The following is a 24496-nucleotide window of genomic DNA, read 5'->3' on the forward strand; positions in this document are numbered from 1 at the left end:
GCTTCATGAAGAATATTGTAGGCACAGTCATCGGCGCAGCCATCGATCGCAAGGATGGCGACAGTGGCGTAAAGGGCGCGATCCTGGGCTATGTCACGTCCGGCGCGATCAAGACGGTCGCCAAACTCGGCACCCTGGCCGCCGTCGGCTATGGCGTCTTCAGCCTCGCCCGCAACCGCGCCCGCGGCTAAACCGACCGTTCGGAAGGGGGCGTAGGCTGCACCGAAAACATTGGTGCGGCCCTTCCCCTCTCCGTTCCCCGGCGCAGGCCGGGGCCCAGCGCAGAGCGTTGGGAGACTGGACCCCGGCCTGCGCCGGGGAACGCTCCATATGGGTCGCTATCTCGCTCTAAACCGACCGGTCGGGCAGCAGCAGGCTGCTGTCCCCATAGCTGTAGAAACGATAGCCCGTCCCGATCGCATGGCCATAGACGGCCTGCATCCGCTCCGTTCCCATCAACGCACTGACCAGCATGAACAGCGTCGATTTGGGCAGATGGAAATTGGTCATCAGCCCATCGACCGCCTTGAACCGATAGCCCGGCGTGATGAAGATCCGCGTTTCATCGGCAAAGGGACGGATGACGTCATCCTCGCCCGCCGCGCTTTCCAGCAGACGCAATGATGTGGTGCCCACCGCGATCAGCCGACCGCCAGCCGCCCGCGCCGCGTTCAGCCGATCCGCCGTCGCGGCGTCGATCCGCCCCCATTCGGCATGCATGCGATGGTCGTCGGTATCGTCCGCCTTGACCGGCAGGAACGTGCCCGCCCCGACGTGCAGCGTCAGCGTCTCGGTCGCGATGCCGGCGTCGGCGATGGCCGCCATCAGTTCCGGCGTGAAATGCAGCGCAGCGGTGGGGGCGGCGACCGCTCCATCCTCCCGCGCGAACATCGTCTGATAATCGCTGCGATCGCGCTCGTCGGTCGGGCGCTTGCTCGCGATATAGGGCGGCAGCGGCATCCGCCCCGCCCGCTCCAGCAGCACCTCGACCGGCTCGTCGCCTTCGAAATCCAGCGTCACGCCGCCATCATCGTCGCGCGGCCCGGCGATCGCCGTCACGCCCGCGCCGAAATCGATCCGGTCGCCCGCGCGCACCCGCTTGGCGTTGCGCAGAAAGGCCTGCCATTGCCGCAGACCCTGCCTCTTGTGCAACGTCGCGCCGATCCGCGCCTCCCCCCGCATCCCTTCCAGCTGGGCAGGAATGACCTTGGTATCGTTGAAGACCAGCACGTCGCCCGCGCGCAGCATGGAGGGCAGGTCGCGCACGATCCGATCCTGCATCGCCCCGTCGCCCGGCACCAGCAGCATCCGCGCACTGTCGCGCGGCGACGCGGGCCGCAATGCGATATTCTCGGGCGGCAGGTCGAAATCGAACAGGTCTACGCGCATGGCTCGGGACGTTTCATCCAAACGGCGTGGCCCCGGCAGCTTCGAAAGAAGCGACCGGGGCCTTTCTATGACAGCAAAAGCCGGACCGGCTTGTTATTTCTTCGGCGCGACCTTATTGAGCGCCGGCTTGGCCGCCGGAGCCTTGGGCTTGGGCTTTGCCTTGGCCGTGTCGACGATCGACACCGGCGGTGCGGGCGGCGTGGGCGCGACCGTCACCGGCGGCTTGCCGTCGCTCTCGATCGATGCCTGCAGGATCACGCTCGGGTCGGCCGGCGGCTCGCCTTCATGGATCGCGTCGACATATTGCATGCCTTCGATCACGCGGCCGAACACGGTATATTTCTTGTCCAGTTGCATGCGCGGCAGCAGCACGATGAAGAACTGGCTGTTCGCGCTATCCTCGCTCTGGGCGCGCGCCATCGACAGCGTACCGCGCAGATGCGGCATCGGATTGAACTCGGCCTTCAGGTCGGGCAGCGTCGAACCGCCGGTACCATCACCCTTGGGATCGCCGCCCTGCGCCATGAAGCCGGGAATGACGCGATGGAATTTCAGGCCGTTGTAGAAGCCCTGACGCGTCAATTCCTTGATCCGCTCGACATGCGCCGGCGCGATGTCGGGGCGCAGCTGGATGCGCACGCGGCCGCCGCTCGACAGGTCCAGATCCCAGATATTCTGCGGATCGGCAGGAATGGTGGCCGGTGGCAGCTTGGGCGTCAGGTCATGACCCAGCGACTTGGCATTGTCCTGCGCGCGTACGGCGGCTTCGGCCTTCTTCATGTCTTCGCCCTTGCCGCCGCCCCCTTGGGCCAGGGCCACACCGGACGCGGTAAGGGCGAAACCGATCGCCACAGTCTTGAGCGCGCTAGTAAAACGCATGGAGCAGAAGTTCCTTGATCTCGTAAAAGCCATGGGGCCAAGCCGCCCTGATAGCGCCCTGATCGCGATTGGCAACTGAACGAAGGCTGAAACGGTCGAGTCCTTGGTAAAATGCGCGGCAGAGCGCATTTTGATGCGGCACCAGTGCGGTTCTCCCCTAAAGACTCACCGTCCCTTTTCGCCCGATCTTTTCCACCCGCGCGGCGACCTCGTCGCGCACCACCGGGCTGACGAATTTGTGGATCGGCCCGCCATAGAGGGCGATTTCCTTGACCAGCCGCGACGCGATCGGCTGCAACGATACGTCCGCCATCAGGAAAACCGTCTCGATCCGGCCGTTGATCTGCTGGTTCATGCCCGCCATCTGATATTCATATTCGAAGTCCGCGACCGCGCGCAGACCCCGAATGATGACGCTGGCCTGTTGCGACTCGGCAAAGTCCATCAAGAGCGAATTGAAGCCGGTGACGACGATGTCCGTGTCGATCCCCGCACATTCGCGGCGCACCATCTCCAGCCGCTCTTCGTCGGAGAACATCGGCGACTTGGCGATGTTGGTGGTCACGCCGATCACCAGCTTGTCGACCAGCTTCGCGCCGCGCCGGATGATGTCCATATGGCCAAGCGTGATGGGATCGAAAGTGCCGGGATAGACGCCGATACGCGGTTTGCTCATGACTTTTAGCGATCCCTCTCCACGATATAGTCGGCAATGGCGCGCAGCAGGTCCGCTTCGGGACCATGGCCATGCAGATGCGCCTTGGCCTGCGCCACCAGCATATGCGCCTGCTCGCGCGCCCGTTCCACGCCCATCAGCGACAGGAAGGTTTCCTTGCCCGCCGCGGCATCCTTGCCCAACGCCTTGCCCGCCAGCGCCGCGTCGCCCTCTACGTCCAGCAGGTCGTCGGCAATCTGGAAGGCCAGGCCGATGTCGCGGGCATAGCCGTGCAGGCCCGTGCGCGCCTCATGCGGCAAACGCGCCATGATCGCGGCCGCCTCGACACAGAAAGCGATCAGCGCCCCGGTCTTCAAATTCTGGAGCCGCGTGACGGTGGCCAGGTCGAAGCGGGTCTTTTCCGCTTCCAGATCCATCATCTGCCCGCCCGCCATGCCAGCCGGGCCACTGGCGGCGGCCAGCGCGCGCACCAGTTCGATCCGCACGAACGGATCGGGATGCGTCTCCTCGTCGGCCAATATCTCGAACGCCAGATCGTGCAGGCAATCGCCCGCCAGGATCGCCGTCGCCTCGTCGAACGCCTTGTGGACGGTCGGCTTGCCGCGCCGCATATCGTCATCGTCCATCGCCGGCAGATCGTCGTGGATCAGCGAATAGACATGGATGCATTCGACCGCCAGCCCAACGCGCAGCGCCGAGTCGCGGGAAATGTTGAACAGATCGCTGGTCGCCTGCACCAGCAGCGGGCGCAGCCGCTTGCCGCCACCGATCGCGGCATGCCGCATCGCATCATAGAGGCGGACGCGCGCATCCTGCGGCAAGGGCAGCAACCGGTCGAACGCGGCGTCGATCGCCTGCGCGACCTCGCCCGCCCGCGCCGTGACCAGCGCCGTTGCGGAGGCGCTCTCTCCTCCCCCCGTCATGCGGATCAATCCGCGCCGAAGGGCTGGGCGCCGGTCACCGCGCCATTGGCGTCGACCGTCAGCTTGGCGATGCGCGCTTCGGCCGCCTGCAACCGTTCGGTGCATCGCTTGCGCAATTCTTCGCCCTTCGCATAGAGCGAAATGGACTCGTCCAGCGGCACGTCGCCGCTTTCCAGTCGCCGGACGATCGTTTCGAGCGCACGCAGCGCATCCTCGAACGACAATGTTTCGGTGTCGGGGGTGGAAATATCCTCAGCCATTCCCTTGCATTGGCCGCCGTCACGCGCCCGGTCAAGCCCGCCCCGGCAATAAGCAAGCATAGCGCCCGCTGTCATCAAAAGGTCATGACGTCATTTCAGGGGGCATAGCGGGAACGTCGTAGTTTTGCGTTGACGCACCATGTTGCGCATGCACATAAAAGGATCGCTATGAAACATTATCTCCCCCTTATCGCCGTCGCCAGCGTCGCTTTGCTGTCGGCTTGCAACAAGAATGACGAACCCGAAGTCGTGGGCGGCCCCGCCGACCCGATGGCGGCTCAGCTTGCCAACGCCGCGCCGGTCGAATTGCCGCCGTCGGTGAAGGCGAACAAGCAGTTCCGTTGCAAGGACAACAGCCTGATCTTCGTCGACTATATGAGCGACGACAAGAGCGCGCTGCTGCGCACCGAAAAGGGCGGCACCGCCACCGCGCTCAAGGCGGCCGAAGCCGGCCAGCCCTTCACCGCCGAGGGCGGCTATGAAGTCAAGGGTTCGGGCAACGACGTGACCATCACCGTGCCGGGCAAGAGCGCTCAGGCCTGCCACGTCTGAGTCGCACGACTATCCTGATTGCCAGGCCGGGCCTTCCCTGAAGGTCCGGCCTTTTTATTGCGCCTGATAAACCTGCACCGTTCGTCCTGAGTAGCTGTTGAGCGAAGTCGAAATGGTGTATCGAAGGATGTGCGCGGCGCATGATGCTTCGATACGGGGCTTCCAAAGGCTCAGCCTCTCAGCACGAACGGGTGCATCATATGCGATCACCCATCACTCATTGTTGAACATCGCCAGCGCGGCGCGATCGGCATAGGCGTTGGCCAGCCGCCGGTGCGCGGCTCTGGCGCGTTCCGATGTGGACGCCTGCTCCATCAGACGCTGCTTTTTGCAACGGCTGGAAAAATAAAAGAAGTCACTCCCCTTCATGGAAAACCTCTCTGTGGCCTCAATCTCCGTCGAATCGCCACCCCGCTCCACCCATGAACTTTAGGGAAGGCCGTTAACGAAAGGTTGCCGCCGCGACGAACGGTTGACGCGGCCGGATGATCGGCCCGCCGCACCGGCATGCAACTTTCCCGATTCCCAGGTATTTGCTTCTCAGCAAAATCGACGGGGGATTGCATGAGCCTTGGACGCCGTTTTCTCGCGACGGGCATGACGCTGTTGCTGGCAACGAGCATCACCGCCGCGCCCGCCCGCGCCGACGATACGTTCAGCGGTTTTGGCAACAGCGCCTTCATGAGTTCCATGATGGACAATGTCCGCATGGATAGCCTGCACCGCCACATGCAGGATCCCCATGATGGCGACCAGCCGCGCGCGCCCGATCGCAAGGCCGGCCCGATCAAGCCCGCTCGCCCGGCATCGCCCCGGCCAAGGCGCATCCCACCCGCTATGTCGCCTCCCCCGCCGTCACCGCGCGGGTGCGCGAACAATTTCTCGCCTGGATCAGGCAGACCTCCGGCGCGCAGGGCGAAGCCGCCATGCGGCAGGTGATGCAGCAGCATGACATTTTCGCGCTCTGGACCAAGCAGATGCAATCCGACGGTCTGAGGCCCGGCGATCTGGCGGATGCCTTCGCGGCCTATTGGGTCCAGAACTGGCAGATGGCCAATGGCGTCGAAACCACCCGGCCGGCGCAGGTCATGGCCGTGCGGCGACAGGTCGCGGCCAGCATGGCCGGCTTCACCGAAGCGCAGCGGCAGGAACTGGCCGAAGTTTTCATGTATAATCAATTCGTTCAGGGCACAGCCTGGATCGAAGCCGGGCAACGTGGCGACGCCGCCATGAAGCGCAAACTGGGCGACGCCGCCGTCGTCCGCTTTCGCAACGACATGAAACTGGACCTGCGCGCCCTGAAATTGACCGATCGGGGGTTCGTTACGGCCTGATCCCATCGCCTCGCCCCGCACGCCCACCATTGCCCTTCGCCCTCGCCCTCGCTAAAGGCGCGGGCATGTCCAGCACATCGCCCCAGATCACCCCGGAAGTCGTCGCCGAACATGGCCTCAGCCCGGAAGAATATGACCGCGTACTAAAGGCGATCGGCCGTGAGCCGAACCTGACGGAACTGGGCATATTCTCGGTCATGTGGTCGGAGCATTGCTCATATAAATCCTCCAAGATCCACTTGATGAAGCTGCCGACCAAAGGGCCTCAGGTCATTTGCGGCCCCGGCGAGAATGCCGGCGTAGTCGACATCGGCGATGGTCAGGCCGCGATCTTCAAGATGGAAAGCCACAACCACCCGTCCTACATCGAACCCTATCAGGGCGCGGCGACCGGCGTCGGCGGCATCCTGCGCGACGTCTTCACCATGGGCGCGCGTCCGGTGGCGAACATGAACGCGCTGCGTTTCGGTCGCCCCGACCACCCCAAGATGAAGCATCTGATCGCGGGCGTCGTGCATGGCATCGGCGGCTACGGCAATTGCGTGGGCGTGCCGACCGTGGGTGGAGAGGTGAATTTCCACCCCGCCTATGACGGCAATATCCTGGTGAACGCGATGACCGTGGGCGTCGCGGACACCGACAAGATCTTCTATTCGGCCGCCAGCGGCGTCGGCAACCCGATCGTCTATGTCGGCTCCAAGACCGGCCGTGACGGCATCCATGGCGCAACCATGGCGAGCGCGGATTTCGGCGACGACGCCGACGCCAAGCGCCCGACCGTGCAGGTGGGCGACCCCTTCACCGAAAAGCTGCTGATCGAGGCGTGCCTTGAACTGATGGCATCCGACGCGATCGTCGCCATTCAGGATATGGGCGCGGCGGGCCTCACCTCCTCCAGCGTCGAAATGGCGTCGAAGGGCGGCGTGGGCCTCCACCTCAAGATGGACGACGTGCCGCAGCGCGAAACCGGCATGACCACTTATGAAATGATGCTGTCGGAAAGCCAGGAGCGCATGCTCATGGTGCTCAAGCCCGGCCGCGAGGATTTCGCCGAAGCGATCTTCAAAAAGTGGGAACTCGACTTCGCCGTCATCGGCCATGTCACCGACAGCGGCCGCATGGTGCTGGAGCATAAGGGCGAGATCGTCTGCGACATCCCGCTCGCCCCGCTGGCCGACGACGCCCCGCTCTACGACCGTCCTTCCATGCCCAAGGACGAGTATAAGATCTGGTCGAAGGTCGAACCGCTGGGCGACATCACGGAAAGCGCGGATATCGGCGCGGACCTCGTCACCCTGCTGGGCAGCCCAGACATCGCCAGCCGCCGCTGGATCTGGGAACAGTACGACCATATGGTCGGCGCCGACACGGTACAGCGCCCCGGCGGCGACGCCGCGGTCGTGCGCGTCCATGGCGCGCAAAAGGGCATCGCGATCAGCACCGACTGCACGCCGCGCTATTGCTATGCCGACCCCTATGAAGGCGGCAAGCAGGCGATCGCCGAATGCTATCGTAACCTGAGCGCCGTCGGCTCCACCCCGCTCGCCGTCACCAACTGCCTCAACTTCGCCAACCCGCAGCGCCCCGAAATCATGGCGCAGCTGACCGGCTGCCTTGAGGGCATGGGCGACGCCTGCCGTGCATTGGACTTCCCGATCGTGTCGGGCAACGTCTCGCTCTACAATGAATCGAAGGCGACCGGCGGTGGCTCGGCCATCCTGCCGACCCCGGCGATCGGCGGCATCGGCCTGCTGGCGGATGTGGACGTCATGGCGACGGTCGCGTTCAAGAATGCAGGCGACGCGATCTGGCTGATCGGCGGAGAGGGTTCGCACCTCGGCCAGACCATCTGGCTGCGCGAAATCGCCGGCCGTGAAGCCGGTGAAGCCCCCAAGGTCGATCTGGCCGCAGAGCGCGCCAATGCCGACATCGTCCGAGCCCTGATCACGGATGGCAAGGCGACCGCCGTGCATGATATCGCGGACGGCGGCCTGATCGTCACGGTCGCGGAAATGGCGCTGGCGGGCAAGGTCGGCGCGACGCTGGACATCGCCCTCACCACCGCATCGGCCTTTGGCGAAGATCAGGGCCGCTATGTCGTCACCACGGCGGCGGGCATCGATATTCCCGGCGCGGTGAAGATCGGCACCGTGGGCGGCAGCATGGTCGCAGGCGTCGCCCTCGACACGCTGCGCACCGCGCATGAAGGCTTCTTCCCCGCCCTCATGGACAGCGAACTGTAAAAACCGACCGTCACCCCGGCCTCGCGCCGGGGTCCAGCTGCCTTTTTGCAGCGACGGCGACGAGAAAAGCGGGATCCCGGCTCAAGGCCGGGATGACGGGAGAGGATGGGTCTTGCCCTTGTTGTCAGGGGCTTTGTCACGTCACAGGAGTCTCCCCATGCCCTTCACCGCCAAGATCCTCCTCCTGGGTTCGGGTGAACTGGGCCGCGAATTCACCATCTCCGCCAAGCGCCTGGGCGCGCAGGTCATCGCCTGCGACAGCTATGCGGGCGCCCCCGCCATGCAGGTGGCGGACAGCTTCGAAATCTTCTCCATGCTGGACGCGGATCTGCTCGCCGCCGCGATCGAAAAGCATCAGCCCGATTTCGTCGTCCCCGAAGTCGAAGCGATCCGCACCGAAGTCCTCGCCGATTTCGAGAGCAAGGGCATCACCATCGTCCCCTCCGCCCGTGCGACCATCATGACCATGAACCGCGACCGCATCCGCGAAGTCGCCGCCGTGGATCTTGGCCTGCGCACGTCACGCTATCGCTATGCCGAAAGCCTGGACGAGGTGATCGCCGGCGCCGACCACACCGGCTTTCCCTGCGTCATCAAACCGGTCATGTCCTCTTCCGGCAAGGGGCAAAGCACGGTCCGCAGCGCCGCCGAACTGGAGGCCGCCTGGACCTACGCCGTCGCCAACATGCGCGGCGACCGCAGCCGCGTGATCGTCGAGGAATTTATCGCCTTCGACTATGAAATCACCCTGCTCACCATCCGCACCCGCGACGGTGTCCATTTCTGCCCGCCGATCGGCCACCGGCAGGAACGGGGCGATTATCAGGAAAGCTGGCAGCCCACCCCCATGTCCGACACCGCCCTTGCCGCCGCGCAGGATATGGCGCGCAAGGTAGTCGACGATCTGGGCGGCTACGGCATTTTCGGCGTGGAATATTTCGTGAAGGGCGAAGACGTCATCTTCTCCGAACTGTCGCCCCGTCCGCACGACACCGGCATGGTGACGCTCCTCTCGCAAAATCTGAGCGAATTCGATCTGCATGCCCGCGCGATCCTGGGCCTGCCCATTCCGGACATTACCCTGCGCGGCCCCTCCGCCTCCGCCGTCATCCTGGCCGATCGCGACTCCGCCGACTTCCGTTATGAAGGTCTAGCCGACGCGCTCGCGACGCCGGGCGGCGAAGTCGACGTCCGCCTGTTCGGCAAACCGACCACCCGCCCCTATCGCCGCATGGGCGTGGCCATCGCCCGCGCCGACACCGCCGACGCAGCCCGCGCCCTGGCAAAGGCCGCCGCCGACAAGGTGAAGATCGTCTACAAGGACTGATGCCAAGGCACGACGTTCCCCGGCGCAGGCCGGGGTCCAGTGCCACAGTCTCAACTTGCCCCCGACCTGCACCGGGAAAGCCATTGTCATCCGTTCACATCATCGCTTGTCGGGATGATCCGCACCGTCGCGGCGGAAGATATATTCATGGTCGGTCCAGCTGCCGACCCGAAAGCCATATTCGCCGACCTTCATGAAACCGGCCCGGCCATAAATGGCCTGCGCCCGGTGATTGCCCGACCATACGCCCAGCCACACCGGCCCCGGCATGGCCGCCGCCAGCCAATCCATCGCCACGCGCATCAGCGCGCCGCCCATGCCCTGCCCCTGCGCGGCGTTCAGCGCATAGAGTTGATATAATTCCCCCTGATCCGCCGACGCGTCCGGATGCGGCAATTTGCACGGCCCCACATGCGCATAGGCCAGCAAAGCGCCATCCGCGTCCTGCGCCACCCATGTCGCATGGGTCGGATCGGCCAGCTCCGCCGCGACCCGATCGACGCCATAACTCTCCTGCTCGAACTGCGCGAGGTCAGCCGGCGGATAGGGCACGGCAAAACCATCGATGAAGGTCTGCCGGAACGCCGTCAGCTTGAGGATGGACAGGGCTTCCACGTCGGATGAAAGCGCGGGGCGGATGGTCAGCGTCATGCCCCGGACATGCCATGCCACAACCGCCCGCACCAGCCCGTGCTGCCCGGCGATCGCCGCTTTCCGGTGCGCAAACAAGCGGAGGCGGCAGCACTCAGGCCGACCGCGTCACCCGGCCGAACAACACCTGATAGCCATCCTCGCCGCCCTCCGCCTCGAACGCGGCCATCACCCGGCGCAGGTCGGTCGGCCCCAACGGCTTGCGCCCCTCGACCGGCACTACCGCCCCGATGCCTTTCAAATGCGCGATCAGCCCGCGCGCGCCGCCACAGCCCAGCGCATAATCCTCGTCGAAGGCAAATGCGTCCGCATGGCGCCCCAGCATGCCCCGCAACGCATCCAGCGATGGATAGTCCGGCACGCCCGCCACCAGCCCGCAGGCCGCATGCGCCGCGCGCCAGTGCGCGAAGCTCCCCTGCCCCATGGTGGAGAAGATCAGGCTCCCGCCCGGCCGCAACAACCCCACCAGCCGCGCGATGCCGCCTTCCAGATCGTCGAACCATTGGAATGCCAGGCTGGACAGGATCAGGTCGAACCAAGGCCCGTCGAAAACCGGCGCCTCTCCATCCATCGTCATGAACCGGCCCGCGACCCGCCCATTGGCCGCCGCCTGCTCCAGCATGCCGGGCGAAATATCGGTCGCGATCAACTCCGCGCCGGGCCAGCGCGCCTGAATGTCGCGCGTCAAAAAGCCGGTGCCGCACCCGACCTCCAATATCCGCGTCACCCCATCTGGCCGCTGCCGCCGGGCGATATCCGCAACCAGGCTCGCCGCGAGCCGCTGCGGCCCGGCATGCCCGTCATAATGCGCCGCCGCCGCGCCGAATGTGTCGCTTATCCGTTGCTTGCGGGCATCGTTCATGGACGGAGCATTTTCGGTTGATCAGTCATGGTTCACGCCTTGGAGCCGCAGGCCAGCGCAGCTAAAATGCGACTGCAAGAAACAAGAACCTTTCCACCGATTGGGGAAAGGCTCTAGGCGCATGGCAGAGCTTTGCCCATTTGGCCAGTATCAGCAGGGACCATCCGCTTCATGACCGCCTCCCCCCGCAACCCCGCCCCTCGTATCCGGGCCATGGACGTGCTGCGCGGCTGCGCGGTGCTGGGTATCTTGTGGATGAACATCACCGCCTTCGCCCTGCCGCAAAACGCCTATTTCAACCCGGCGGTGGCCGGCACGCCTTCGGCCGCCGACATCGCCGCCTGGGCGGTCAGCCTGATCTTCATCGATGGCAAGATGCGCGGCCTTTTCGCCCTGCTGTTCGGCGCGTCGATGCTGTTGCTGATCGACCGGGAGGAAATGGCCGGGCGCGACGGCCGCCGCGCACAGATGATCCGCGCGGGCTGGCTCTTCGTCCTTGGCTGCGCCCATTTCTTCCTGCTCTGGTGGGGCGACATCTTGCGCGTCTATGCGCTGGTCAGCCTGTTCGCGCTGCTGTTCGTGAACCTGGAACCCTTTGCCCTGGTCAAACGCGCGCTGCTTTTCTTCTTCTTCCAGTTCCTGCTGTGCGCCACTTTCATCGCCAGCCTCTATCTGTGGGGCCATGCCGCCGCAGACCCCGGCGCGACCGGTATGATGCGCGACGGCTATCTGACGTTCATGGCCGCCCTGTCCGATCCCGCCAGCCCCTCCACCCAGGCGGAAATCGCCACCTATCGCGGCGGCTTCGCCACGATCCTCCAGCATAAGCTGATCGGCGTGCCGGGCGACTGGCTCTGGGGCTTCCTCTTCACCGCCTTCGAAACCATGGGCTTCATGCTGCTGGGCATGGCGATGCTGAAGGGCGGCTTTCTCACCGGTCATTGGGACGCGGACCAATATCGCCGCACCGCCCGCCATTGCTTCCTGATCGGCGTGCCGCCCATGGCCGCACTGGCGCTCTGGGTCGCGCTCAGCGGCTTTGCGCCGCTCCCCGCTTATGGCGTGGCGCTGGCCTGGTCGCTCCCGTTCCGCATCCCGCTCACCGTGGGCTGGGCCGCCCTCATCCTCTGGCTTGCCGCCCGCCATCGCGACCACCCCCTGGTCGCCCGCCTCGCCGCCGCCGGCCGGCTGACGCTCAGCAACTATCTCGCCACCAGCCTCGTCATGACCGCGCTTTTCTATGGCTGGGGCCTTGGCCTCTTCGCCAAATTGCCACCGGCCGCGCTGCCGCTGTTCGTGCTGGCCGGCTGGGCGGCGATGCTGGTCTGGTCGAAACCCTATGCCGACCGATTCGCGCTCGGCCCCGCCGAATGGCTGTGGCGCAGCCTGATCAACGGCCGGTCGCAAAAGATTCGCAAAAGCGACTGAATACTATTGCGACCCATTATCAGACACGCTATTCCCGATTCGTCAGGAGAGTGTCTTCGATGGTCGTCTGCGTTTGTAATGCCATTCGTGAAAAGGATGTACGGGAAGCTGCGCGCAACGGCGCGGATACGCCGTGCAGCGCCTATGCCCAATATGGCCGCCGCCCCAAATGCGGGCAGTGCGTCCCCTTCGCGCGGACGCTGATCGCGGCGGAACGCGCATCGGCGTGAAGTCGCGCTGACTGGAATGCGAATCAACTGCACGCTACAGTTGCGAGCATGAAGCAATAGCGCACTGAAAAACCGCGATTTTCTGCGGTTTTTGGCCTTAACAGCCTATGCCTTAAACGTTATAAGCCGGCCGTTCCCCAATTGCCGGAGTATAGCGCCATGAAAGGCGACGCGAAAGTCATCGAATATTTCAACGAGGTGCTCAAGAACGAGCTGACCGCGATCAACCAGTACTTCCTCCACTATCGTATCCTCAACCATTGGGGCATCGATAAGCTGGCGAAGTTCGAATATGAAGAATCCATCGACGAGATGAAGCACGCCGACAAGGTGGCGGAACGCATTCTCTTCCTTGATGGCCTGCCCAATTTCCAGCTGCTCGGCCGCCTCAAGATCGGCGAAACGGTCGAAGAAATTCTCAAGGCCGACCTCGAACTGGAATATGAAGCGCTGCCGGTCCTGCGCGAAGCGATCGCCTATTGCGAATCCATCAAGGATTTCGTCAGCCGCGACCTGTTCCAGTATATCCTCGAAAGCGAGGAAGAGCATGTGGACACGCTGGAAACTCAGTTCGAAATGATCGAGCGCATGGGCATCCAGAATTATGTCCAGCTTCAGAGCAAGGCGAAGGAAGACTGATTCCTTGCCCTGCTCCCCGGCGCAGGCCGGGGAACGAAAATCTTGTGACTCACCGAAAGGGGCGCTCCATCGGAGTGCCCCTTTTGCGTTATAGCAGCGCTTCGAGCAGCCCGATCAGCGGCAGGTCCGCCGGCGGCAGGTCCAACGCATACATCTGCGCGGGCTTCAACCATTTGAGCGCGGTCGCATGGCGCGCTTCGGGCACACCCTTCCACTTGCGGCAGACATAGAGCAGCAGCAGCAGATGCCGGTCGCCCAGCGGCTCGCTGGCGAATGTCGCAGGCGCCAGGCAGCTGGCATGCGTCTCGATCCCCAGCTCCTCCTCCAGCTCGCGCACCAGCGCCGCCTCCGGCGTTTCGCCCGGCTCCACCTTGCCGCCGGGGAATTCCCACAGGTCGGCCATCGCCTTGCCGGGCGGCCGTTGTTGCAGCAGCACGCGGCCATCGGCGTCCACCAACGCTACGGCAACTACCATCAGGGGAGAAAAAGAGGCCATGTCGGTCCAGTCGGGAGGGCTTTGTTAACCCTGCTTCCTTTACACGACGACCGGGGACTGTCTGTAGCGAAACGGGGTTAATATGCGTGCGCTTGTCGAAATGCTGGCCCGTTTGCGCCTGCTCCGCTGCGAGCGCGGCGCCACGGCGGTGGAATATGGGTTGATCATCGCGATGATCGTTCTCGCCATGCTTTTGGCGCTCAACAATGTCGCCAGGAAGACATCCGGCATGTGGAACAACGTCGCGACGGAAGTTACCAAACATTAACCATCAATATTTGACAGTGTTTTCCCGCATTAAGATTTTCTCAACCGCCATTGTCTAATTCGATCCTCGCTGACCACGAATTACCATGCGGGGCGGCCGGGTAGTTAAACGTAGTAATCCATTTCCAAGGAGACATCACATGCAGTTCATCCGTAAGATGCTGAAGAACGAAAAGGGTGCCACCGCGATCGAATACGGCCTGATCGCCGCTCTGATCGCCGTCGCTGCCATCGGCGCGATGACCAGCCTGGGCACCAAGCTCGGCGGCACCTTCAACAACGTTTCGAGCAACCTGAAGTAAGCTCTGCGACGTTAGTCGAATTGAGAAAGAGGCGGCGGACGAAAGTTCGCCGCCTCTTTTCGTTTACAGGCCTACCAGGTGACGATCTTCACCCGCTGCCCGGCCCGCAACGCGCTATTTTCTTCCAGCGCGTTGATCGTCAGGAACCGGTCCAGCTGATAGTCGGTATATGCCATCCGCTTGGCCAAAGACTGCACCGTGTCTCCGGCCTTCACTGTCACCACATCGACGCGGCGCGGCTTGATCGCAGCCGCCTCCTGCGCACTCAGGCGCTGGACCGATTGCAACATTGCGCTGAACGGGCCAATCCCCTGCCCTGCCTGCGTCAACAGCAGGAAATGATAGGCCTTCCCGCCCCCGAAATCATAAGCGAAGACGGTCGCATCCACCTGGCTCGACTGGGTCGACGCCCGGACGGTGCGGTAGGCGACCGGCAGGCCGTTGATCGTCGTGCGGCTGATCTCGCCTGCCGGCACGCCGCCCTTGCCGTCGCCCAGCTTGGCGAAGACGCTGTTGATATAGGCGTCCAGATTACCTGAATAGGGTGCCGCGCTGAACTGCGCCTGTCCGCCCGATCCGGTGATCGACACTGCGTTGGCGCCATTTTCCATGCCGAAACCGCTGGGTATGGTGAAGCTCAGCCGCAGGTCGGGATGGCGGAAGCGATTGCCGTCGATCACCCCCTGCTTGGGATCGTCGCCGTACAGCACGCCGTCCACCGCATTCAGGAAGGCATCGCGATTGCGCACCGTGCTGGTCGCCCGCGTCGCTTCCGCCGCCTTGGCGGCTCGCTCCACGCGCGCGCCGGGATCAGGGTGGGTGCTCGCCCAGGCCGGCGTCGATCGGGCATTGCCCGTCACCTGCGCATCCAGGTCGCTCTGCGCCGCCAGCGATGCCAGCATGTCGGACAGGGCGCGCGGATCATATCCGCCGCTCGCCAGATAGCGGATGCCGAGGTCATCCGCCTCATACTCCTGCGTGCGCGAAAATTTGAGCGTCAACAACTGGCTGCCCGTGCCGATCCCTTTCTGGATCAGCCCCGAAAAGCCCGAATCGCCCAGCAACGCGCCCGCCAGCGCACCCAGCAACGCGCCACCCACCGCATTGCGCTGCGCCGCCTGTTGCCGCCGCTGGCCATGCTGGGCCGCGACATGGCCCACTTCATGGCCCAGCACGCCGGCCAGTTCCGCCTCGTCGTTCATCAACGCCATCAACTGGCGCGTGACGTAGACATAGCCGCCCGGAATGGCGAAGGCGTTGTTCACCGGTGAATTGAGCAGGGTGACGGTAAAGTCCCCCTGCGCGTTGGACAGGCCCGATTGCACCGCGATGCGGCGTCCCACGCCCTCTACATATTTGGCCTGTGGCCCCACATAGGCGCCGCCAAATTCCTTCATCAATTCAGGATGCTGCTTGGCGCCGCTCGCCCTGTCCTGCGCACTGATGTTCGACACCGTGCGAATCGCCCGCTGCTGCCCGATCACCACAGGCGCGCTCGCCGCCATCGCCAGCACCGCGCCGGCGCAGCCCAGCTTCCACTTCCAGTCCATGTCTCTCCACCCTCGACGTTACCCCAACGTAACGACGGAAATGGCGGCCCGTTCCAGAAAAAGCCAGTAGTTAAACGGTCAATGGAGCCTGTTCCCCGGCGAAGGCCGGGGTCCAGCTAAAACTCCGTTAAGCGCCGATGGCCAGAAATTTGTCGGCGCGGTCGGTGCGCAGCGCATCGGCCGACAACCCATCGAGCGCACCCAGTTCCGCCTCGATCGCACTACCCAGATTGGCGATCGCCTGCACCGGATCGCGATGGGCGCCGCCCACCGGTTCCGCCACGATGCGATCTATCACGCCCAGCGCCTTCAAATGCTGCGCCGTCACCTGCATCGCGGTCGCCGCGTCGCTCGCCTTGTCAGCGGTGCGCCACAGGATCGACGCGCAGCCCTCGGGCGAAATCACCGAATAGATGGCATGTTCGAACATCAGCACGCGGTTGGCCGCCGCCAGCGCGATCGCGCCGCCCGACCCGCCTTCGCCCACCACCGCCGCGACCATCGGTACGCCCAGCTTCAGGCAGGCTTCGGTCGAACGCGCAATGGCCTCGGCCTGACCGCGTTCTTCCGCCTGTACGCCCGGAAAGGCGCCCGACGTATCGACCAGGCTGACGACCGGCAGGCCGAACCGGTCGGCCAATTCCATCAGGCGGATCGCCTTGCGATAGCCTTCGGGCTTGGCCATGCCGAAATTGTGGCGCACGCGGCTGGCGGTATCGTCGCCCTTTTCATGGCCAATCACCATCACCTTGCGCTCGCCCAGCGTCGCGAAACCGCCGATGATCGCCTGATCATCGGCAAAGGCGCGGTCGCCGGCCAGCGGCATGAAATTGTCGAACATGCCCGCGACATAGTCCTTGAAGTGCGGGCGTTCGGCATGCCGCGCCACCTGCGTCTTCTGCCAGGGCGTCAACTTGCCATAGGTGTCGGACAACAGCTTGGCCGCGCGCTGTTCCAGCGTCGCGATCTCGCCGTCGATGTTGATGTCGCCCACACTGGCGGTGGCGCGCAATTCAACGATGCGCGCTTCCAGCTCAGCGATCGGCTTTTCGAATTCCAGAAAGCTTACCATGGCCCGTGCGTTACGGCGCTGGCGCGTCGTCGTCAACGCGCTGATGCGGCTTCTTCGCGCGCATCCCCGCCAGCGGATGCCGCTGGTTGACCAGTTCGACCAGCTGCCGGCTATCGACATGGGTGTAGATTTGCGTCGTGCCGATATCCGCATGGCCCAGCATGGATTGCAACGCGCGCAGATCCGCGCCCCCTTCCAGCAGATGCGTGGCAAAGGCATGGCGCAACACATGCGGGCTGACCCGCTCGGGCGCGATGCCGCTCGCCGCCGCCAATGTCTTGACCAGCTGGTATAGCCTTATGCGGCTCAAATGGCTCTTGCCCGAGGGAAACAGCCACATACTGTCCCCCGGCACATGCAGCAGCCAGGCGGCGACCGCGGCCCGCGCCCGGTCCGAAATCGGCACCAGCCGCTCGCGCGCGCCCTTCCCCTTCAAAATCAGGAACGGCCGGTCATGCGACAACGCCCGGCGCGGCAACGACACCAGTTCGGTCGCGCGCAAGCCCGACCCATAAAGCAGCTCGATCAGCGCCGCGAGCCGCAGGTCCGCCGGCACAGGATGCTCTACGTCCAACTTTTCGGCGATCGTCGCGAAGAATCGATCCACTTCCGCCACCGACAAGATCTTCGGCAAGGCACGCTGCGTCACCGGGCGCGGCAGCGCGGCGGAGGGATTGTCGGCGCGCAGCCCCTCTTCCTCCAGAAAGCCGTAAAAGGCCCGCAATGCCGACGCCTTGCGCGCCACGGACGACGCCGCCAGCGTCGCCCAGGCAACAGCCAGCGTCCCCAGCCCATCCTTGCTCGCCCCGGCCAACCCGCCCAGCAGCTCGCCCGCGCCGTTCAGGTCGGCCCGATAGGCCAGCAGCGTATTGCGTGACGCACCGCGTTCCGCCGCCATCATTTCCAGAAAGCGGTCGATCAGGCCGGCGTCATCTGCTGTCATGATCAGGCCCGGCTGATCGCCTCGGCCGCAATCATCCGCGCCTCGGGGTCCAGCCCCACGCGATGCAGCGCGGCCACGACATGATAGAGGTGCCCGGCCGGCAAGCGGCTCCAGTCATTGCCCTGCATGCCGACAGCCGCGAGCAATGCGACCGTGCCCTTCTCGCCCCGCTGCGCCGCCGCACCGATGGCGCGCGCCCAACGGCTGTTGGCACTGAGCGCAAAGCCATTATCCTGCGCCAGCGTGGCGGCATCCTGCGCGGGCAGGCGCGACAGACCCGCCAGCGCCGCAATCAGCATCCGCCCCTTGTCCGCGCCGACATCGCCGACATAGCCGGACACGCGGCTGCTGTTGATCTCGACCACCGCGCTCGGCGCCCCGACGGCCAGCAGCGCCCAGAATTGCGAAGCACCCGCCCCGTCCAGCTGCCCCAGCGCCCGCGCCCAGCGCGCCGCGTTGCGGTCATAACCGGCGGTCAGCATGGAACCGACCAGATTGGCCGCATCCTGCGCATCGGCCTGCGCCACCGGCAGCGCGGCGGCAGCCCGCGCCGTCGCGATCAGGCCCAGATAGTCGGGCTTGCCATTATCGCCCCACCAATTGTGCATCGCGCCGATCCGGTCGCCCACCGTCGCCCCGGAAAAGGCGGTGCGCAGCGAATCGATCCGGTCGGCGGCATCGGCCGGCGCATCGCCATCCGTCCCCATCTGACCGTAAAAACCGACCAGCGCCGCGCTGGACAATACCCCCAGCCGCGCCGCAATATCGACGCCCGGCCGGCGCTTCACCGCGCTCAACGCCGGCGCGCGCGCTTCCCACGCCCGCACATGCGGGCCAACGGTGCCGTACAGCGTATCGGGGATTTCGACATTCAGCGCCGTCGCCAGGCCAAAGCGCCAGGCGGTCAGGCGGTCGACGCCATCCCATTCGATCTTCACCGACCGACGCGCGTTGAACCCGGTGCCCACGATCTTCTCGGCCAGCCGATAGTCGATGCCGCGCACCACGCCCTTGCGCTGCGCCTGATTGAGCGCACCGCTCGACGTGCCCTGATCGCCCGACAGCGCCGGGCAGATCGCCCGCGTCATGTCCCAACCGGGCGCCTTGCTGAAGCGCAGCGCGCCGGCCGACAGCGGACACAGCCCTGCCGGATCGGCCGCCGCCAGATAGGTTTCCATCGCCACGGCATAGAGGCGCGGCGAATAGCGATCCGCATCCACGCTCTGCACCATCAACCGGGCATTGTCCGCCTCGCCCATGCGCAGCAGCAACCAGGCGCGTTCCGCCGCCCAGTCGGCCCCGTCGATGTCGCGCGGCGTATCGACCGTGCTCAGCAACGCCCGGCGCAACAGGATGGAGGCCCAGCGCGACACGATCGGCGCATGGGTCTGCTTCATCAGTGCGGCCAGATATTTGCCGGATTCGCCCCCAAAGGCGTCCGGCTCGAACCCGCGCGTCTGCGGCGTCAGCGGCCCGATCCGGTCCAGCGACCGGCGCGCCGTTTCGGGCAGGTCATATTTCGCCTTCTGCGCCGCGATTTCCTCGGGCGTCAGCGCGTCTTCGGCCGCATTCTGCGCCTGGATCAGCGACAGGTCGGGCGGCGTGGCCGGATTGAGCGGCTGCACCATCGGTGTGGATGGCGTCGCGGCCGGCGGCCGGATGACGACCGGCGCGCCCTGCGCCGGCTGGGCAGGACGCGGCGCGGCCGGCGCTTCGGGCGCATCGCCGAAACCGGGCGGCAGCAGCGATTCGGGCGCCTGCTGCGCGACGACCGGCAGGGTCAGCGCCAGCGCAAAGCTGCCCAGCGCCCATTTCGCATTAGCGCGCGGCCAGCGCATCCGCCTTACTGGCCCAGCTTCTCTGCGGGGATGACCTTTTCGACGCGCTGCTGCGGCTGCTCGCCACCGCGCGACCAGAAAAAGGCCAGCAGTGCGACAAGCAACAGGACCAAAGCGATAGGGATGATCGGCAAGCTGGTGCCACGGCGACGCTGGCCACCTTCGAAACTGCTGAAGTTGCGATTATTCTTCATAAGTCCTTGGCTATGACTGGCCCGGAAACTTGGCCGGGGGAAAGAAAAAGATGCGATTTGCCTCTGTGACGGCTGGCTGTATAGCCCCGCAAGCCATGCAGCGAAACAGCAAAATCCCCCACAGCCCGGCGCGACGCGGTCCCATCGTCTTGGTAGGGATGATGGGCGTGGGCAAATCCACGGTCGGCCGCCGTCTCGCGGCCCGCCTCGGCCTCAACTTCGTCGATGCCGACGAAGAGATTGAAAAGGCCGCCGGCATGACCGTGACGGAGATTTTCGAACGCTATGGCGAATCCTATTTCCGCGACGGCGAACGGCGGGTCATCGCCCGGCTGATGGACGGCGTGCCAAAGGTGATCGCCACCGGCGGCGGCGCCTTCATGCAGGATGAAACGCGCAAACTGATTCTCGACGCCGCGACCGCCATCTGGCTGGACGCCGATATCGAGATATTGGTCGATCGCGTCGCCCGGCGCGAAAGCCGCCCGCTGCTCAAAAATCGCGATCCCCGCATCGTCCTCACGGAATTGGCGGCGGTGCGCAACCCCGTCTACGCGCTCGCGCCCATTCATGTGAAAAGCATCGCCGCCCCGCATGAAGTCGCGGTCGACAGCATCATGGAGCAACTGACCGCATGGCATTAGTCCGCGTCGCGCTGGGTGCGCGCAGCTATGATATCCTGATCGAACAGGGCGCGCTCGACCGCGCCGGCACCATCCTCGCCCCCTATGCGCGCAAAGGGCGCCTGGTCGTCGTCACCGACGCCAATGTGGCCAAGGCTCAACTACCCCGCCTCGACGCCAGCCTGCGCGCCGCCGACATCGCGGTCGAACCGATCATCCTGCCACCGGGCGAACAGACCAAGAGCTGGCGCCATCTGGAACAGCTGCTCGACGCGCTGCTGGCACTGGAAATCGAACGCGGCGACCATATCGTCGCATTGGGCGGCGGCGTGATCGGTGATCTGGTCGGCTTTGCCGCCTCCATCCTCAAGCGCGGCTGCCACTTCATCCAGGTGCCCACCACTTTGCTGGCGCAGGTCGATTCGTCGGTCGGTGGCAAGACCGCGATCAATGCGAAGGCCGGCAAGAATCTGATCGGCAGCTTCTACCAGCCTGCCCTGGTCCTCATCGACCCCTCGACGCTCGACAGTCTGCCCTTGCGCGAAACCCGCGCCGGCTATGCCGAAGTCGTCAAATATGGCCTGATCGACGATCCCGCCTTCTTCGCCTGGTGCGACGCCAACGCCGCCGCGCTGCTGGCCGGCGATCCGGACGCGCGCACCTATGCGATCGAGCGCAGCGTTCAGGCGAAGGCCGCGATCGTCGCCGATGATGAGCGCGAAACCTCCGGCCGCCGCGCCCTGCTCAACCTCGGCCACACCTTCGGCCATGCGCTGGAGGCCGATACCGGCTTTTCCGACACGCTGCTCCATGGTGAGGGCGTCGCCGCCGGCATGGCGCTCGCCTTCCGCTATTCCGCCCGCCTTGGCCTGTGCCCAGCGGACGAAGCCGACCGCGTGACCGCGCATCTTCAGGCCGTGGGCCTGCCCCACGACCTCGCCAGCGCGCATGTGCAGGCGGACGGCGCCGAACTGGTCGGCCATATGCTGCATGACAAGAAGATGGCGGCCGGCACCCTCCCCTTCCTGCTCGCCCGCGGCATCGGCCAGACCTTCCTGTCGAAGGACGTCGTACTGGACGACGTCGCCACCTTCCTCGACACGGATCGCGCCTAAAGGCATCACTAGCCTCACTCACTAACATGTTCCCTGGCGTAGGCCGGGGCCCAGTTCCACGGTCGCAACTGGACCCCGGCCTACGCCGGGGAACGCTGAGCTATATATTCACGTCATCATAAAGGTCCGACCTCACCCCCCTACCCACGCAAGTAAAACCCCTCAATAAGTCCGGCTGGTCACCTTCGCCGTCCCGTCGGGCAATATCTGGATCAGGTGCGCACTCTCATTATTGCACTGCGCCTTCCACCCGCGCACGCCATGGCGGATCTCCGCACGCTCCGACCCCGTCACTTCCGGGCAAGCCGCGCCGCTATCTCGGATCGCCTTGGCAAAGACGCCATTGCGCAAATCCTCGTCCAGCTTGGCGACCTGCGCCGTCGCGCCGGTTTCCGGCTCGATCCGATTGTCGCTCACCACCCGGTCCGCGCCACTATCGCCACAGCCGGCCAGCGCGCAGGCCAGGCCCAATATCATCAGCATCCGCACATATCGTCTCCCACTCACCGGACCGTCTCTGCCCGCTGCCGTCATTCAGCGCAAATCCTCACGCTGATCGCGGCCCCCACAGGATGACCGCACCACCCATCAAACAAATGGCCATGCCGATCAGATCCCATCTGTCGGGCCGTACGCCTTCGGCCGCCCACAGCCAGCCGACCGCCGCCAGAATATAGATCGACCCATAGGCCGCATAGGCCCGCCCGGCATTGTCCGCCTCGACCAGCGTCAGCAGCCATGCGAACAGGCATAGCGATGCGACGCCGGGCACCAGCCACGCGATCGACCGCCCCATGCGCAGCCACGCCCAAAAGGCGAAGCAGCCCGCAATCTCCGCCAGCGCGGCCCCGATATAGACAAGCACAGCCATGCCCATCGCCTGACAGGATCGCGAACGGATCGCAAGATGGCCGTCCGCCAAGGCGACCCATGCCGAACATTTCACCCCCGCGCGAATCCCGCAACAAGCCGGACATTCCCCTGCATCATTGCACGCCTAGACAAGTCCCTGTCAGCGGCACCCCCACAGACCCCCTTCTGTCGCCGTTGACTCTCCCCTGAACCTCGGCCTCCAGCTTTTAGCTGGAGGCCCTTTTTTTTGCCCGGTGGCCCGCCCGGACAGGCATAAAAAAAGGCGCCCGCGGGCGCCCTTTTCTTCAACCATCGAAGGCCGATTACTTCTTCAGCGTCAGACCGCCGAAACGCTTGTTGAAGCGCGCCACCTGGCCACCGGTGTCCAGCTGACGGTTGCCGCCGGTCCATGCCGGATGCGACTTGGGATCGATGTCGAGCGCCAGCGTGTCGCCTTCCTTGCCCCAGGTCGAACGGGTCTGGAACGTGGTACCGTCGGTCATCTGAACGGTGATGACGTGATAGTCGGGGTGGGTATTGGCCTTCATGGCGACTTTGCTCCGTTAAAAGGCCGGTTCCGACCGGCCATGGATGCTGAAAAATAGCGAAGGCGCGCCGTTAGCCGGTTCGGCGCGCCTTGGCAAGATATTCTGCGCAGTCATGTCAAATGAAGCCTATGACATATCTTCCGCGGCCACCACATAGAGTCACTCTCAGACGCCAAGCGCCCTGCGCAAAACATCATTCAGCCGCGTTTGCCACCCGGGGCCGCCTGCTTTCAACTTTGCCAGCACGTCCTGATCCAGACGCACCGTCGTACTCACCTTCGTCGGTGTCTTTTGCGCGCCGCGACGGCGGATCGTCGCCGCCAAGTCCGGAAATGCCTCGTTGAAAGGCACCGCGCGCGCAAAATCCTCTTTCGTCCATTCCGGATTATCCGCGACAGCATCGGCATCGGCTTGCGTATAGGCCTGATCACCCATTGAAGAGCATCCTTTCCATCTTGCTGGCCGGACGCGCGGAGATGATGGAAATCCCTTCGCTGCCCAATCCTGCGAAAATAACGGCTATGACCCCATTCAGCCGCCCGATCGCAGCATAGCGATCCTGCTTGGCCTCACGAATGATGGCAGAAGCGAAGAAACTCTCATCAATATCGGCAAAATCGATGCCATGTTTGACGATGTTCGCCCGTCGCTTCGGCTCATCCCATATGATGATCATGGGTGAAGAATAGCAGAAATCGGCTGCTCAGGCACGCAAATTGTTGTTACGGAATAGGTCGCCCAAGTCGGAAACCGCCTGCAACAGAAAAAGGGCGGCCAATGACCGCCCTTCTCTTCATGTCGCGCGCCTCGATGGGCTCAACTTAATCCTTCGGCGGATCGCTGATCATCGCGACGAAATTGGCTTCCGCCGCCAGCTTGCCGTCCATCATCGCCTTGCCGCTGAACTTGCAGACCGCGCCACGCATCTGCGTGATTTCCACGTGCAGGTCGAGCAGGCAGCCCGGCTCCACCGGGGTGCGGAATTTCGCGCCGTCGATGCTCATGAAATAGACGAGCTTGCCCGAATCGGCCAGGTTCATCGATTCCACCGCCAGCACGCCCGCCGCCTGTGCCATCGCTTCCACGATGAGCACGCCGGGCATGATCGGCCGCGTGGGGAAATGCCCCTGGAAAAACGGCTCGTTCACCGACACCGCCTTGATCGCGTGGATCGACTGGTTGGGCACCAGCGTCACCACACGATCCACCAGCAGCATCGGGTAACGATGCGGCAGCGCGGCCATGACCCGACGGACATCCATCGGGCCAAGGGCGGTCGTTTCAACCTCTCCGGTCATCTTTT

The 24496-nt window shown here is 64.5% G+C and carries 32 protein-coding genes; 12 read left to right on the forward strand and 20 right to left on the reverse strand.

Annotated features, from left to right (window positions below):
• Positions 1-5 precede the first annotated feature (5 nt).
• Positions 6-191, forward strand: coding sequence for a hypothetical protein (locus F4U94_RS16340; protein ID WP_120250501.1), 186 nt, complete (start codon positions 6-8; stop codon positions 189-191).
• A 157-nt stretch (positions 192-348) separates the two neighbouring features.
• On the opposite strand, the gene queA is transcribed toward F4U94_RS16340, so the two are convergent.
• From queA to F4U94_RS16365, 5 genes are all read right to left on the reverse strand, one after another.
• On the reverse strand, positions 349-1389 hold the full coding sequence (gene queA, locus F4U94_RS16345; RefSeq protein ID WP_120250502.1) for a tRNA preQ1(34) S-adenosylmethionine ribosyltransferase-isomerase QueA: 1041 nt from the start codon (positions 1387-1389) through the stop codon (positions 349-351).
• A gap of 93 nt (positions 1390-1482) precedes the next feature.
• Positions 1483-2268 carry a peptidylprolyl isomerase gene (locus F4U94_RS16350; RefSeq protein WP_120250503.1) on the reverse strand — a complete coding sequence of 262 codons (786 nt, stop codon included), beginning with the start codon at positions 2266-2268 and terminating at the stop codon, positions 1483-1485.
• Positions 2269-2425: 157 nt separating this feature from the next.
• Positions 2426-2944, reverse strand: a complete 519-nt coding sequence (gene coaD, locus F4U94_RS16355; RefSeq protein ID WP_120250504.1) for a pantetheine-phosphate adenylyltransferase — start codon at positions 2942-2944, stop codon at positions 2426-2428.
• Positions 2945-2949: 5 nt separating this feature from the next.
• Positions 2950-3867, reverse strand: a complete 918-nt coding sequence (locus F4U94_RS16360; protein ID WP_120250505.1) for a polyprenyl synthetase family protein — start codon at positions 3865-3867, stop codon at positions 2950-2952.
• A gap of 5 nt (positions 3868-3872) precedes the next feature.
• A complete protein-coding gene (locus F4U94_RS16365) occupies positions 3873-4127 on the reverse strand; it encodes an exodeoxyribonuclease VII small subunit (RefSeq protein ID WP_120252107.1) in 255 nt (84 codons plus the stop codon).
• 168 nt (positions 4128-4295) lie between these two features.
• Here F4U94_RS16365 and F4U94_RS16370 point away from each other — a divergent pair, with 168 nt between their 5' ends.
• Positions 4296-4679 (forward strand): hypothetical protein, encoded by a 384-nt coding sequence (locus F4U94_RS16370; protein ID WP_120250506.1) that lies wholly within the window; start codon positions 4296-4298, stop codon positions 4677-4679.
• Positions 4680-4892: 213 nt separating this feature from the next.
• Here F4U94_RS16370 and F4U94_RS24405 read toward each other — a convergent pair whose 3' ends face one another.
• On the reverse strand, positions 4893-5048 hold the full coding sequence (locus F4U94_RS24405; protein WP_161600394.1) for a hypothetical protein: 156 nt from the start codon (positions 5046-5048) through the stop codon (positions 4893-4895).
• Positions 5049-5485: 437 nt separating this feature from the next.
• On the opposite strand from F4U94_RS24405, the gene F4U94_RS16380 reads away from it, so the two are divergent.
• The 3 genes from F4U94_RS16380 (at position 5486) to purT (ending at position 9583) form a co-directional block, all read left to right on the forward strand.
• Entirely contained in the window at positions 5486-6013 is a 528-nt protein-coding gene (locus F4U94_RS16380; protein WP_331852621.1) for a DUF6683 family protein, read from the forward strand.
• Between the two features lie 65 nt (positions 6014-6078).
• On the forward strand, positions 6079-8256 hold the full coding sequence (purL, locus tag F4U94_RS16385) for a phosphoribosylformylglycinamidine synthase subunit PurL (protein WP_120250508.1): 2178 nt from the start codon (positions 6079-6081) through the stop codon (positions 8254-8256).
• A gap of 157 nt (positions 8257-8413) precedes the next feature.
• Complete coding sequence (gene purT / locus F4U94_RS16390) at positions 8414-9583, forward strand: formate-dependent phosphoribosylglycinamide formyltransferase (protein WP_120250509.1); 1170 nt, start codon at positions 8414-8416, stop codon at positions 9581-9583.
• A 99-nt stretch (positions 9584-9682) separates the two neighbouring features.
• Here purT and F4U94_RS16395 read toward each other — a convergent pair whose 3' ends face one another.
• Positions 9683-10234: a GNAT family N-acetyltransferase gene (locus tag F4U94_RS16395; protein ID WP_120250510.1), complete on the reverse strand. Its 552-nt coding sequence runs from the start codon at positions 10232-10234 to the stop codon at positions 9683-9685.
• A gap of 94 nt (positions 10235-10328) precedes the next feature.
• A complete protein-coding gene (locus F4U94_RS16400) occupies positions 10329-11096 on the reverse strand; it encodes a methyltransferase domain-containing protein (protein WP_120250511.1) in 768 nt (255 codons plus the stop codon).
• A 171-nt stretch (positions 11097-11267) separates the two neighbouring features.
• Between F4U94_RS16400 and F4U94_RS16405 the strand changes: the two genes are divergently transcribed.
• The 3 genes from F4U94_RS16405 to bfr all read left to right on the forward strand — a co-directional run bounded on the left by F4U94_RS16405 (position 11268) and on the right by bfr (position 13393).
• Positions 11268-12524 carry a DUF418 domain-containing protein gene (locus F4U94_RS16405; protein WP_120250512.1) on the forward strand — a complete coding sequence of 419 codons (1257 nt, stop codon included), beginning with the start codon at positions 11268-11270 and terminating at the stop codon, positions 12522-12524.
• Between the two features lie 59 nt (positions 12525-12583).
• Entirely contained in the window at positions 12584-12754 is a 171-nt protein-coding gene (locus F4U94_RS16410; protein ID WP_120250513.1) for a (2Fe-2S)-binding protein, read from the forward strand.
• A 159-nt stretch (positions 12755-12913) separates the two neighbouring features.
• Positions 12914-13393 carry a bacterioferritin gene (gene bfr, locus F4U94_RS16415; protein WP_120250514.1) on the forward strand — a complete coding sequence of 160 codons (480 nt, stop codon included), beginning with the start codon at positions 12914-12916 and terminating at the stop codon, positions 13391-13393.
• A gap of 88 nt (positions 13394-13481) precedes the next feature.
• Here the strand turns inward: bfr and F4U94_RS16420 are convergent, their stop codons facing one another.
• Complete coding sequence (locus tag F4U94_RS16420) at positions 13482-13889, reverse strand: (deoxy)nucleoside triphosphate pyrophosphohydrolase (RefSeq protein WP_120250515.1); 408 nt, start codon at positions 13887-13889, stop codon at positions 13482-13484.
• An 82-nt stretch (positions 13890-13971) separates the two neighbouring features.
• Here F4U94_RS16420 and F4U94_RS16425 point away from each other — a divergent pair, with 82 nt between their 5' ends.
• Both F4U94_RS16425 and F4U94_RS16430 read left to right on the forward strand, forming a co-directional pair.
• The gene (locus tag F4U94_RS16425; RefSeq protein WP_120250516.1) at positions 13972-14157 is read left to right on the forward strand and encodes a Flp family type IVb pilin; all 186 of its coding nucleotides are present in this window, start codon (positions 13972-13974) and stop codon (positions 14155-14157) included.
• Positions 14158-14296: 139 nt separating this feature from the next.
• A complete protein-coding gene (locus F4U94_RS16430; RefSeq protein ID WP_120250517.1) occupies positions 14297-14458 on the forward strand; it encodes a Flp family type IVb pilin in 162 nt (53 codons plus the stop codon).
• A 71-nt stretch (positions 14459-14529) separates the two neighbouring features.
• On the opposite strand, the gene F4U94_RS16435 is transcribed toward F4U94_RS16430, so the two are convergent.
• The 5 genes from F4U94_RS16435 to F4U94_RS16455 all read right to left on the reverse strand — a co-directional run bounded on the left by F4U94_RS16435 (position 14530) and on the right by F4U94_RS16455 (position 20055).
• Positions 14530-16008, reverse strand: a complete 1479-nt coding sequence (locus F4U94_RS16435) for a M48 family metalloprotease (RefSeq protein ID WP_120250518.1) — start codon at positions 16006-16008, stop codon at positions 14530-14532.
• Positions 16009-16135: 127 nt separating this feature from the next.
• Positions 16136-17080, reverse strand: coding sequence for an acetyl-CoA carboxylase carboxyltransferase subunit alpha (locus tag F4U94_RS16440; protein ID WP_120250519.1), 945 nt, complete (start codon positions 17078-17080; stop codon positions 16136-16138).
• Positions 17081-17090: 10 nt separating this feature from the next.
• Positions 17091-18023, reverse strand: a complete 933-nt coding sequence (locus tag F4U94_RS16445; protein WP_120250520.1) for a tyrosine recombinase — start codon at positions 18021-18023, stop codon at positions 17091-17093.
• Between the two features lie 2 nt (positions 18024-18025).
• Positions 18026-19861, reverse strand: a complete 1836-nt coding sequence (locus tag F4U94_RS16450; RefSeq protein ID WP_120250521.1) for a hypothetical protein — start codon at positions 19859-19861, stop codon at positions 18026-18028.
• 5 nt (positions 19862-19866) lie between these two features.
• Positions 19867-20055, reverse strand: coding sequence for a hypothetical protein (locus tag F4U94_RS16455; protein ID WP_120250522.1), 189 nt, complete (start codon positions 20053-20055; stop codon positions 19867-19869).
• A gap of 95 nt (positions 20056-20150) precedes the next feature.
• Here F4U94_RS16455 and F4U94_RS16460 point away from each other — a divergent pair, with 95 nt between their 5' ends.
• Positions 20151-20699, forward strand: a complete 549-nt coding sequence (locus F4U94_RS16460) for a shikimate kinase (RefSeq protein WP_120250523.1) — start codon at positions 20151-20153, stop codon at positions 20697-20699.
• On the forward strand, positions 20690-21793 hold the full coding sequence (gene aroB / locus F4U94_RS16465) for a 3-dehydroquinate synthase (protein ID WP_120250524.1): 1104 nt from the start codon (positions 20690-20692) through the stop codon (positions 21791-21793). Before F4U94_RS16460 ends, aroB begins: the two co-directional genes overlap by 10 nt.
• A 162-nt stretch (positions 21794-21955) precedes the next feature.
• Here the strand turns inward: aroB and F4U94_RS16470 are convergent, their stop codons facing one another.
• From F4U94_RS16470 to fabZ, 6 genes are all read right to left on the reverse strand, one after another.
• On the reverse strand, positions 21956-22270 hold the full coding sequence (locus F4U94_RS16470; protein ID WP_172598825.1) for a hypothetical protein: 315 nt from the start codon (positions 22268-22270) through the stop codon (positions 21956-21958).
• A gap of 70 nt (positions 22271-22340) precedes the next feature.
• Positions 22341-22664 carry a YnfA family protein gene (locus F4U94_RS16475; protein WP_120252109.1) on the reverse strand — a complete coding sequence of 108 codons (324 nt, stop codon included), beginning with the start codon at positions 22662-22664 and terminating at the stop codon, positions 22341-22343.
• A 304-nt stretch (positions 22665-22968) separates the two neighbouring features.
• Positions 22969-23193 carry a 50S ribosomal protein L31 gene (gene rpmE / locus F4U94_RS16480; RefSeq protein WP_120250525.1) on the reverse strand — a complete coding sequence of 75 codons (225 nt, stop codon included), beginning with the start codon at positions 23191-23193 and terminating at the stop codon, positions 22969-22971.
• 165 nt (positions 23194-23358) lie between these two features.
• A complete protein-coding gene (locus tag F4U94_RS16485; protein ID WP_120250526.1) occupies positions 23359-23628 on the reverse strand; it encodes a BrnA antitoxin family protein in 270 nt (89 codons plus the stop codon).
• The gene (locus F4U94_RS16490; RefSeq protein WP_120250527.1) at positions 23621-23869 is read right to left on the reverse strand and encodes a BrnT family toxin; all 249 of its coding nucleotides are present in this window, start codon (positions 23867-23869) and stop codon (positions 23621-23623) included. Before F4U94_RS16490 ends, F4U94_RS16485 begins: the two co-directional genes overlap by 8 nt.
• A 145-nt stretch (positions 23870-24014) precedes the next feature.
• Positions 24015-24491 carry a 3-hydroxyacyl-ACP dehydratase FabZ gene (fabZ, locus tag F4U94_RS16495; RefSeq protein WP_120250528.1) on the reverse strand — a complete coding sequence of 159 codons (477 nt, stop codon included), beginning with the start codon at positions 24489-24491 and terminating at the stop codon, positions 24015-24017.
• Positions 24492-24496: the final 5 nt, after the last annotated feature.

It is taken from the genome of Sphingobium limneticum (assembly GCF_008710155.1).
Lineage (GTDB): Bacteria > Pseudomonadota > Alphaproteobacteria > Sphingomonadales > Sphingomonadaceae > Sphingobium > Sphingobium limneticum.